Here is a 9,414-nt window from a genome sequence, read left to right on the forward strand (position 1 = left end):
TTGAACGCTCTGGGTATTAAGGCATACAATGAAGTTTCACAAAACTATAGCACTAATGCTTATTTTTGTATTTCCAGCCTTTATAAGCTTGTGCAGCAAATACGGCTGCTGCAAGGATCATCGCTGCCAGCATCAATCTTTCATACCAGCCTGCATCCTGATGCATGATGTTATCCAAATATCTGGATGCATTTATCAGACAGACAATACTCATTAATATATAATATTTAATATTCACAGTATACCTCCATAAGATTACTTGGAAAGAATCGGTTTTCCTTCTGAATCTACCAGGACCGTTAAACCGGTTCCTCCTCCTGACACGCTTTGAAGATATTGAACCCCGGTTTCCCTATCCTTTAATATTTGTATTAGATTAAGCGTACCTTGTGTATATGTGATTTCAAATCGCTTATCTTTTGCCATATCTTTAATGATCCCTCTTTCGCTTTTTAATGAGTTTAATTCCCTCTTTTACAGGAAGTATCCAATGAAGCCAGTCATGACTGTAGACGCCTCAGAATTCTTGCGCCTGGAGAGGAAAACCAATCGGCAAGTTTAAACGTTTAAATGATGAACCTGTTGTATTCATACAAAAAAATCATAAAAAATAATAGTGATCCTGCTATATATAAATGAACAAGATAATCCTTTTGCCCCTTTTTATACTTCCTCGACATAAAGGAACGAAATAGAGAAACAACTGTAAAGTAAAGAAAAATATAATATTTCTCAAAACCTGTAGAGGTTGTGAAAAACAGCACTCCTATCAAGGCAATCAACAGGACTTCTGCAATTCTCTGGTGTTTTGAAACAGCTTCAAGCGATTCCATGCTCACTTTGTTTTTCTTCATTAAAAAAGCTAAGATCAGCATAAGCAGCAAAAACAAAACGACTGGAATTAATACGATGGACAATGTATTCAAAAGCAGCCTCCTTATAGAAACAATAGGAAAAATAAAATCCGGGCAATGAGGATGTCCTGCGAAGAGCTTTGAAAAATTTACTACTATGGTTAATCCTCCACCCTAAAAAAATATCCCCTCTTAAAATTATACTTTATTTTACATATATTTTAAATATTTCAAATAAACCCTCATAAGAGAATTGAGATTTAAAGAGTGCATTTTGTAACCTGATGCATTTGCATCCGGTACGGGGGATTTTGTTCAACTGTTTGAGCCGACAGCGAGCATTTTTGAGAAGGAAGGAAAAGGGCATATCGTCGCTTCCTTCGGTACAGAGTCCGGGCATTTGCCATACACCACTTATATGTCCAAAAAAAGCTTTATAAAAAAGAATAAAAGCACAGTTGAAAAATTCACGAGGGCCATAAAAGAAGCCCAGGATTGGGTGCAAAAGCATAATGCGGGTGAAGTGGCAAAAGTTATCCAGCCATATTTCGAAGATACAGATCTGCAAACCATTGAAACGGTCATAAACCGCTATAAATCACAGGGTTCTTATGCAACAGATCCCATCCTTGATAAAAAGGAGTGGAATAATCTGCAGGATATCATGAATGAAGCTGGCGAGCTGCCGTCCAGGGTGGAGCATTCTAAATTGGTGAACACAGAGATTGCAGAAAAAGCTTCAAAGAAATAGCTTATCTGCCGCAGAAAGGAGAATCCTTCATGGGTTTTTTATCGATCCAGAACATTCACCATACGTATTTTTCTAAAACTGCCGCATTTACTGCTCTCGATGGAATCTGCTTAGAAATTGAGGAAGGGGAATTCATTTCCTTCCTCGGCCCAAGCGGCTGCGGTAAGACAACATTGCTGTCCATCATCGCCGGCCTATTTTCTCCAACAGCGGGAAAGGTAATGCTCGGGGAAAGCCAGCTGCATGGAGGAACGGAAAATTCAATCGGGTATATGCTTCAGTCAGATTATCTGTTCCCGTGGAAAACCATTGAGGAAAATGTGGTTCTCGGCTTAAAGCTCCGCAATGAAAACGGGGAAGCCGCGAGGAATAAGGGACTTAAGCTTTTGCAGGATGTTGGTCTTGAAGATGTACAGGGACAATTCCCAAAACAGCTTTCAGGGGGGATGAGGCAGCGGGCAGCACTTGCAAGGACCCTTGCTGTTGATCCTAAGATTTTATTGCTGGATGAACCCTTTTCCGCACTGGATTACCAGACAAAATTAAAGCTGGAGGATTTAGTTTTCGAAACACTGAAATCCTTCCAAAAGACAGCCATTCTCGTAACGCACGATATCGGAGAATCTATTGCCATGAGCGATCGGATTTTTATGTTTTCGGCCAATCCAGGCAGGCTGCATGCCACATTTGCAGTCCCGGAAGAGATCAGGGGCCTGACCCCTTTTCAGACAAGAAGCCATCCGATATACCAGGAACTATTCCAGACGATTTGGAAGGAGCTTGAGGGTCTTGAAAATATCTCTAAACGTTAAGGAGCTGCATGACCGCTATAAATCTTCGTTAACAAAGGAAAAACGCAAGGTGCGCATCTATCAGCTATTTATATTCCTCGTGTTTTTTGCTGGCTGGGAACTATTTTCGAGAATGGAATGGGTCGATCCGCTCATTTTCAGCTCGCCTGCAAAGATATGGGAACTATTCCTCACAAAGCTTTCCAACGGATCTTTAATCACCCATATCAGCGTGACTGTTTTTGAAACATTTCTAGGCTTCATTCTGGGTACACTGATGGGAACTATGCTTGCTGCTGCATTATGGTGGTCCCCTTTTCTATCTAAAGTGCTCGACCCGTATCTGGTTATATTAAATGCCATGCCAAAGGTTGCACTCGGGCCGATTCTGATTGTTGTACTTGGACCGGGTTTTACATCCATTATTTCCATGGGTGCCATTATTTCAGTTATTATTACGACGATTGTAGTGTATACCTCATTCAGAGAAGTAGACCCCAACTATTTAAAGGTCCTTCAGACTTTCGGGGCCACAAGACTGCAAACATTCAGGGAGGCTGTATTGCCGGCATGCTTTCCAACAATCATATCCACCTTAAAAGTAAATGTGGGGCTGTCCTGGGTGGGGGTCATCGTGGGTGAATTTCTGGTTTCTGCCAAAGGACTCGGCTATTTAATCATCTATGGCTTTCAAGTCTTTAATTTTTCTCTTGTGCTGCTTTCACTCCTGATTATTGCAGTTTTTGCGACAATTATGTATCAGCTCGTAGAATTGCTGGAGAAAAAGCTGATTAAAAACGGGTAAAAAAATGGAGGATCCTGCACTCCATTTTTTTATTTGCACAAAGTTTTCAGGATGAATTTTTACCCTGCAGCTTCTTGAGCCTTTCAAGACTAAAGGGCAAGATATCGTCCTTCATGATAAAACTGAAACCCGGCTCCTCTTTTATGTTATCGGGCAGCCTCGATAACAGCACTGGCCCCTCTGTTTCTAAATAGGAGTTCTTGACAGCCATATTGGCAAGCTCTGAAAAATAAATGGATTTTACAAAAGACTTCTTATCATCATGAACTTTGTATTGGCCTAAAAACAGCAGATTTTCAGCTCTGCCGCCCGTTTCCTCAAATACTTCCCTTGCAGCAGCTTCTTCAGCACTTTCTCCCTGCTCCTTCTTTCCGCCCGGAAATTCCATTCCCCTGATTTTATGGCGCGTCAAGACCCATTCACCTCTATAGATGCAAAGAACGAGGACATGATCCGCACTTCCGAAAACTGCCTCCTCAGACAACTCCACTAAATTCCCTTGATAATCAATAAATTTCTTCATATAGTTACCCCCGGTTCACAAACAGTAAAAAAGTCCCATTTATTCCTTTTTCAAACATCCGGCTCGTTATTTGTTATATCCTGTATATATATTCCATTTATGAAAGGAGCACAAATTATGAAACTAAAATGGCTGGCTGCCCCTCTTTGTATTTCCATATTAATGCTTAGTGCGTGCAGCGAAAAGGCAGAGCCCGTATCATCAGAAAAAGGTACTGACAGTACTAAGGAAAGCCAAAAATCACTTACCCTCGAACAGGTGTACAAAAAGACAACTGAAGCTGCAGGCACCATCAAAAGCCTCTCAATCGATATGAACATGAATCAGGTTACGGATAATGGTACAGGAAAATCTGTTTCTGTTAAATCCGAAATGAAAATGGATGTCACCCAGGAGCCGATTTCTTTTTACCAAAAGGCACGTATTACACCACAAGGTGAACAGCCTCAGGAAACAGAAAGCTATTTCACGAAGGATGGCTTTTTCACTTATGATCCAACATCAAAACAGTGGGTGAAGCTGCCTGATTCTTTGACTGCCGTACTTAAGAATCTCCCTAAAACCCAAGGCAATCCTGCCGATCAGCTAAGAAAGCTGCAGCAATTTGTTAACGACTTTACCTTTCAAACCGACAACTCTCAATATATTTTAACCCTTGATGCATCGGGCGACAAATTCAATGATTTTATAAAAGAGGAAGCTAAGAAAAACTTAGGCCCGGAGTCAGAGAATCTTCCGATTGATGACGCCCTGGACATTAAGAATGTGAAATATAAATACTATATCGATAAAAATACCTTTTATCCAAAAAGACTGATTATCGCGATGGAGATGAACGTAAAGACGGCTGGCGAAGAAATCCATAGCAAACAAACCTCAGACAGCACCTTCTCAAACTTCAACAAAGTTAAAGCTATTACAATACCGCAAAAGATCATACAATCAGCTACGGACATGTCCGAATAAAAAGCGAAAGCGCCTTGTTCATAGGAACAAAGACTAAGAACGCCGCTTCCTGCGGCAACGTCTTTGTGACCCCCATCCTGGGGGCCCAAGCAAATAGGGTTTTGGCCTTGGAAGGCGCTCTTTGCCTTCTAAGGACAAAACATCTTTTGCACAGCGAGCTAGGCGCTGCAGCTGGATTCAATAAAAAGCGAAAGCGCTTTGTTCAGCCCCGACTTGCATAAGGCGCATAAGAATAGAAGGCGCTCTTTGCCTTCCATTCTTATGTGACTTATGACCTCGAGGGGCTTGGCGCTGCAACTGGATTCAATAAAAAGCGGCAGCGCCTTGTTCACCCCCGACTTGCATAAGGCACTGAAGAATAGAAGGCGCTCTTTGCCTTCCATTCTTTGGTGACTTATGACCTCGAGGGGCTTGGCGCTGCAGCTGGATTCAATAAAAAGCGGAAGCGCCAGTTCAGCCTCCGCTAATCAACTATACAAAAAAGCAGGGTGAAATCTCTTATGAGAAGCCATCCTGCGTTTTTGTCTGAAGAATTCCTATTGCCTCTATATGATTTTTGGCCTCCTGATTGCCAAGCTCGTGTATCATTTCGTAAATTTTTTGAAGTACTAAATCATTCGTATCATTGCCGCGGTCGTAGTGATATTGCACATATGGCACATGGGCACGATAGAAATTTTCAATATCTGCGGAATAACTCTGGTCAAAGTATGATCTAAGCCTGATAATTTCATTATCGGTTGCTTCAATCTTATAATTCCATGTAGAGCATTCCCGATCCTGGAATATTTGTCCGCTGCCCAGCTCAATATAATAGGTCTTTTTGCTTTCAGCCAAAGCATCTGCCCCCTTGTTATTTGTTAGTTATATTTTCCTTCACGAAGCACCTTTTCATACCCAAAACCTTTAGGGGATTTTCACATTGCACTGTGGATGTTTTCTATCAAAATGTAAAAAAATAGATTAAAGAATCATTCTAAGGGTAAAACATATAGTATATTCACAAGTTGTTTTTTCGGTCAAAAATAGCTGCACAGACATCCAGATTGTGAGGTGATAGGAATGAAACTGATTGAAGACTTGTATAATCTTTATCGGAACAAGCTTACAGGGGATGAAGAAGATATCGATATGCTGGCATTTGCTGTATTAGAACAGCTTGACCGCGGAGAAATCCTCGGGCTGCTTCAGGATATGGATGACCAGGAATTGAACAATTTAATGGGATTATATATCATCGAGTCATTAAAAGGGAAATTCGCTCAAGAAAGCCTTGATGACGTGAAGCCGCTTCCCTTTCACCAGCGCAATATCCATTAAGGTTACTGTCTGCTGATATCACTTTTCATACATATCTGCCCTCACTGCGGAACATGTAAAATGACCTGCAGTGATCGAATTCGAATTTCAAAGAAAATGAGCCGGCATTTTATAGCCGGCTCATTTTCTTTGCACAGCAAAAAAAAAGACCCGCTTTGAAAGCGGATCTTTCCTTAATTATGAACGTCCAAGATACGCTCTTAGCATCCATGCATGTTTATTAAGGCTCTTCTTCATGCCAATCAGCATATCACCAGTAACCTGGTCATCATCCTTCTCGGCAGATTCAATACCTTCTTCGAGTTCCTTAGACAATTTTTCAAAGTCGGTAATAACACTTTGAACCATATCTTCTGTATTTTCCTGGCCTGTAGCTTCCTCAATGGAAGTCAGTTCCATATATTCCTTAATAGTTGCAACTGGCTTTTCCCCAAGTGCCAAAAGCCTTTCAGCAAGCTCATCCATGTTAGCAGTCACTTCGTTATATAGTTCTTCAAGCTTTACATGGAGTTCAAAAAAATGCGGTCCATTCACGAACCAATGATAATTGTGCAGCTTTGTATAAAGCACGCTGAAATTGGCGATTTCCTTATTTACCACTTCTACAGTCTTTTTAGACATTACTATCAACCTCCTGTATATATTTTATATATTTCCCTTTTCCTAAAAGTTAAAACATTTATTTAGCAAGCTGCTATGGGCTCTTAAACAAATTTCTAATAGATCATTTACAGTAATTTCCCTAGATGAGGAACTGCCCGCCACTTAACAGCCTTAAAGTGGAGGTTCAAACCTAATGGCTTCTAATTGACTAGGCTTGCCCCGCAGTCGTATAGGACTGCACTCTATTCTTTTAGTTTTAATCATGATGCTTGGTTTTGCTTTAAGTAATGAATAAATGACAGTACTGTCTACTTCTTTTAACCAGCTCAATTCTTTCTTTAGTAATGTTTCTTCAGTCAAGGAAGTATGGTGTGTCAGACTTCACAGGGATTGCTGTTTATATATATAAATCATAAAAGCAGCGGATTTCCGACATATTGTTTGTTTAGGGAGGGATTGTGACCTTTATTAAAGAATACCGTCTATACAATTAAAGGAGGTCATTAAAAATATTTCCAGATAAAAGAAATTATCGTTATTTCAGCAAGTTTAGTATTATAGTTTCTTTGTTTCTTGTCCTACTTGCTGGATGTGCTACGAGTACAACCAAAATACCACTTGTTATTAATAAATATGATGTAGATGGTAACGAGCATCCATATAAAACCATTAATAACGAAGAAGACATTAAAGAAGTCAAAAAAGTTCTTAAAAATACTAAGTGGGAAAATTCAAAAGTTGAATTGAAAAAAAATCCTGATTATAACTTTTATTTTGATAATCCTAATGCAAAAACAATTGAATATAGATTATGGATTACACCGAATAAGAAACAGATAGAAATTTATAAAGGAACTGCTGAATTTGCCAAGTTATCAGTAAAGGATTCTACAAGTATTTTTTCCTTTTTTGAAATCAGATCGAATTAACAAGACAAACCTTTTGAACATTTCACTGTGTTATAACTTGATTTTTGACAGGCTGAATATGCATATGCTCAACCCGTTTTTCGAGCGATAAATGCTTCACCATTCAAGCCATCTAAACCAATAAAGGCAGTTTTTGCTGCCACACCTTGAGAACTAAGCCAAGTTTTCAAATGACTATGAAAGCTATTGACCAGCTGTATATGGTATATACCTTTCGTCAGCCGTTCCTTTTTGCTGTTCGTGAGCAAAGCTATGTCCTCAAACAGTCGTATAGCTGACAGGCGATCATCCTCCCTTAATCATCGGGCCCTTTACATTCCTTAGAGATGACGGTTTTCTCACCTCTTTTTTTGATAAAATAGGATTAAAAGGAAAAGGGAGGGGTTCGCTTGGTCACAATCATGATTATTGCGGGCATTTTAATTGTTCTTGCCGTCTTGCTGCTTTCGGTTACTACAGTCAATAAGGGCTATGGCTATAAGCACACTATTGATCCAATTGATAACAGGGATGAAGGCCATGGAACTGATTCCTTTGCAGACAAAGCTGAAACTTTGGAAGGGCAAAGCGAAGACCAGCCGAAGTAATATGATAGATCCATCATGGAAAATCGTTTCGGCGGAGGTGTTTGAATATATTCTCTCATTATGGCACCTCTGCTTTATTTCGCTGTGAACTAAAAAAGCAGCCTTAGGGCCGAACCCCTGGCTGCTTTCCTATCATTTATGCGAATACTTGATGAAGATCTTCTTTGCTTTGTTTAAGCCAGAAATTCATCAATTTTTTTGCTCCTTCAAGGTCATGAAGTTTAGCCTGGCCGCATTGTGTTTCATTGGCAGCAGGAATTTCAGTGACTTGCACGCCATCCTTCATGGTTTCTTCCAGAACATCGATAATCTCTGAAACCGTAGGCTCTCCGCTTACGACCAGGTAAAAACCTGTCTGGCAGCCCATTGGGGAAATATCAATGATATCAAAATGATCATACTGCTCAGAATGCTTGCGGATATTATAAGCAAGCAAATGCTCAAGCGTATGGATGGAATCCGGCTGCATCGATTGTTTATTCGGCTGGCAAAAACGTATATCAAATTTATTAACAACACCGTCTGTTCCTACTTTATGAACACCGCAATGTCTGACAAAAGGGGCTTTAACAGCGTTATGATCTAATTCAAAGCTTTCTACTGAAGGCATTTTATCACTCCTTATTGTTATCTGTATCCTATTCTACAGCTAATTCCGACATTTTTCATCTATTTTGTTTGATTTATAATTAATTTCTGGAATAGGCATCCCTGCTGAATCTCTATAGTGATATATGATATAGTTGCACAAGAAGCATTAACACATTCTCTGAAAAGGATGACACTCATGATCAACAAACTCCTTATAGGATTAATCCGTTTTTATCAGATTGCCATTTCCCCTCTCAAGCCTCCTTCCTGCCGTTTTTACCCTACATGCTCTCATTATGGAATTGAAGCGATTAAGCGTTTTGGGCCGATTAAAGGAAGCTGGCTTACTCTCATCAGGATTTTAAAATGCCAGCCGTTTCATCCTGGGGGCTTTGATCCTGTCCCTGAAAAAAAGAGGAAAAAATAAAGTAACTTTTATTGTCATTGTTAATGGCTGTTTTCGTAAACTTTGTTGCTCCCTGAACAAGGGGTTGATTTCCGCTTCAGGATGCTCGCTTTCCGTGGGGCGGGCGGTGAGCCTCCTCAGTTGCGCTTGCGGGGTCTCACCTTCCCGCTAATCCCACAGGAGTCTCGCACCTTACACTCCAATCAACCTGGTTTAACAAGAGGATCCTTTACAGAACAATTAAAAAAAAACAATCTTTAAGAAAAGAGCCTTGTTAATAAATTATGT

The 9,414-nt window shown here is 40.1% G+C and carries 14 protein-coding genes and 1 pseudogene; 8 read left to right on the top strand and 7 right to left on the bottom strand.

What is annotated here, in order from left to right; all coding sequences use genetic code 11:
- Positions 1–52: 52 nt before the first annotated feature.
- The 3 genes from BIV59_RS15310 to BIV59_RS15320 form a co-directional block, all read right to left on the bottom strand.
- Positions 53–238, bottom strand: a complete 186-nt coding sequence (locus BIV59_RS15310; RefSeq protein WP_071352321.1) for a hypothetical protein — start codon at positions 236–238, stop codon at positions 53–55.
- Between the two features lie 17 nt (positions 239–255).
- Positions 256–426: a DUF6440 family protein gene (locus BIV59_RS15315; RefSeq protein WP_071352322.1), complete on the bottom strand. Its 171-nt coding sequence runs from the start codon at positions 424–426 to the stop codon at positions 256–258.
- A gap of 140 nt (positions 427–566) precedes the next feature.
- Positions 567–926, bottom strand: coding sequence for a DUF4181 domain-containing protein (locus tag BIV59_RS15320; RefSeq protein WP_071352323.1), 360 nt, complete (start codon positions 924–926; stop codon positions 567–569).
- Positions 927–1,137: 211 nt separating this feature from the next.
- Here BIV59_RS15320 and BIV59_RS15325 point away from each other — a divergent pair.
- The 3 genes and pseudogenes from BIV59_RS15325 to BIV59_RS15335 form a co-directional block, all read left to right on the top strand.
- Positions 1,138–1,605 (top strand): annotated as a pseudogene (locus tag BIV59_RS15325) (ABC transporter substrate-binding protein); the annotation flags it as partial.
- Between the two features lie 29 nt (positions 1,606–1,634).
- Positions 1,635–2,417 (top strand): ABC transporter ATP-binding protein, encoded by a 783-nt coding sequence (locus tag BIV59_RS15330; RefSeq protein ID WP_071352324.1) that lies wholly within the window; start codon positions 1,635–1,637, stop codon positions 2,415–2,417.
- Positions 2,395–3,201, top strand: a complete 807-nt coding sequence (locus BIV59_RS15335; RefSeq protein ID WP_071352325.1) for an ABC transporter permease — start codon at positions 2,395–2,397, stop codon at positions 3,199–3,201. The genes BIV59_RS15330 and BIV59_RS15335 overlap by 23 nt, the downstream gene beginning before the upstream one ends.
- Positions 3,202–3,247: 46 nt before the next feature.
- Here BIV59_RS15335 and ytkD read toward each other — a convergent pair whose 3' ends face one another.
- Complete coding sequence (ytkD, locus tag BIV59_RS15340; protein WP_071352326.1) at positions 3,248–3,724, bottom strand: RNA deprotection pyrophosphohydrolase; 477 nt, start codon at positions 3,722–3,724, stop codon at positions 3,248–3,250.
- Between the two features lie 117 nt (positions 3,725–3,841).
- Here ytkD and BIV59_RS15345 point away from each other — a divergent pair, with 117 nt between their 5' ends.
- Positions 3,842–4,690, top strand: coding sequence for a DUF6612 family protein (locus BIV59_RS15345; RefSeq protein ID WP_071352327.1), 849 nt, complete (start codon positions 3,842–3,844; stop codon positions 4,688–4,690).
- A 498-nt stretch (positions 4,691–5,188) separates the two neighbouring features.
- Here BIV59_RS15345 and BIV59_RS15350 read toward each other — a convergent pair whose 3' ends face one another.
- Positions 5,189–5,527, bottom strand: coding sequence for a hydrolase (locus BIV59_RS15350; protein WP_071352328.1), 339 nt, complete (start codon positions 5,525–5,527; stop codon positions 5,189–5,191).
- Positions 5,528–5,752: 225 nt separating this feature from the next.
- Between BIV59_RS15350 and BIV59_RS15355 the strand changes: the two genes are divergently transcribed.
- Positions 5,753–6,010, top strand: coding sequence for a DUF6154 family protein (locus BIV59_RS15355; protein ID WP_071352329.1), 258 nt, complete (start codon positions 5,753–5,755; stop codon positions 6,008–6,010).
- A 177-nt stretch (positions 6,011–6,187) separates the two neighbouring features.
- On the opposite strand, the gene BIV59_RS15360 is transcribed toward BIV59_RS15355, so the two are convergent.
- Entirely contained in the window at positions 6,188–6,631 is a 444-nt protein-coding gene (locus BIV59_RS15360) for a Dps family protein (RefSeq protein ID WP_071352330.1), read from the bottom strand.
- 548 nt (positions 6,632–7,179) lie between these two features.
- On the opposite strand from BIV59_RS15360, the gene BIV59_RS15365 reads away from it, so the two are divergent.
- Positions 7,180–7,542 carry a YhfM domain-containing protein gene (locus tag BIV59_RS15365; protein WP_071352331.1) on the top strand — a complete coding sequence of 121 codons (363 nt, stop codon included), beginning with the start codon at positions 7,180–7,182 and terminating at the stop codon, positions 7,540–7,542.
- Positions 7,543–7,943: 401 nt separating this feature from the next.
- On the top strand, positions 7,944–8,129 hold the full coding sequence (gene ytzI, locus BIV59_RS15375) for a YtzI protein (RefSeq protein ID WP_071352335.1): 186 nt from the start codon (positions 7,944–7,946) through the stop codon (positions 8,127–8,129).
- A gap of 136 nt (positions 8,130–8,265) precedes the next feature.
- Here the strand turns inward: ytzI and BIV59_RS15380 are convergent, their stop codons facing one another.
- Entirely contained in the window at positions 8,266–8,739 is a 474-nt protein-coding gene (locus BIV59_RS15380; RefSeq protein ID WP_071352333.1) for an S-ribosylhomocysteine lyase, read from the bottom strand.
- Between the two features lie 177 nt (positions 8,740–8,916).
- Here BIV59_RS15380 and yidD point away from each other — a divergent pair, with 177 nt between their 5' ends.
- Positions 8,917–9,147 carry a membrane protein insertion efficiency factor YidD gene (gene yidD / locus BIV59_RS15385; RefSeq protein WP_071352334.1) on the top strand — a complete coding sequence of 77 codons (231 nt, stop codon included), beginning with the start codon at positions 8,917–8,919 and terminating at the stop codon, positions 9,145–9,147.
- Positions 9,148–9,414: the final 267 nt, after the last annotated feature.

It is taken from the genome of Bacillus sp. MUM 13, from assembly GCF_001866725.1.
In the GTDB taxonomy this organism is placed as follows: Bacteria; Bacillota; Bacilli; order Bacillales; family DSM-1321; genus Peribacillus.